The sequence below is a fragment of the Mycobacterium sp. E2733 genome (assembly GCF_001667585.1).
Taxonomy (GTDB): domain Bacteria; phylum Actinomycetota; class Actinomycetes; order Mycobacteriales; family Mycobacteriaceae; genus Mycobacterium.
In genome coordinates this window covers 1-500 of sequence record NZ_LZJZ01000099.1, presented here as the reverse complement: position 1 = coordinate 500, position 500 = coordinate 1, and the positions used below count along the sequence as shown (strand labels likewise).

At 72.0% G+C, this 500-nt stretch carries 1 protein-coding gene; it reads left to right on the top strand.

All coding sequences use genetic code 11. From position 1 onward, the window contains the following. Positions 1–500: VWA domain-containing protein (locus tag A5678_RS18130; RefSeq protein ID WP_156746971.1), on the top strand; the 500-nt coding region annotated here is incomplete at both ends.

Here is a 500-nt window from a genome sequence, read left to right as displayed (position 1 = left end):
TCTACGTCGTGGTCCAGGGCCGCCGCCGGCGCCGGCTGCGCCGGTTCACCGAGGCGAACGTGCCGCAGTCGCCGACGCGGCACATTCCCATCGCCGTCTCACTGCTCAGCCTGGTCCTGCTGACCATCGCGCTGGCCACCCCGACCCATGACATGCGCATCCCGCGCAACCGGGCCGTCATCGTGCTGGTCATCGACATCTCGCAGTCCATGCGGGCCACCGACGTCCCGCCGAACCGGCTCAAGGCCGCCGAGGAGGCGGCCAGCCAGTTCGCCAGCCAGCTGACGCCGGCCATCAACCTGGGCCTGGTTGAGTTCGCGGCCAACGCCTCGCTGCTGGTCTCCCCGACCACCAATCGCGAGGCGGTGAAGGCGGCGATCGACGGTCTGAAGCCGGCGCCCAAGACCGCGACGGGCGAAGGCCTCTTCACCGCGCTGCAGGCCATCGCGACGGTCGGCTCGGTGATGGGGGGCGGCGACGGCCCCCCGCCGGCGCGCATC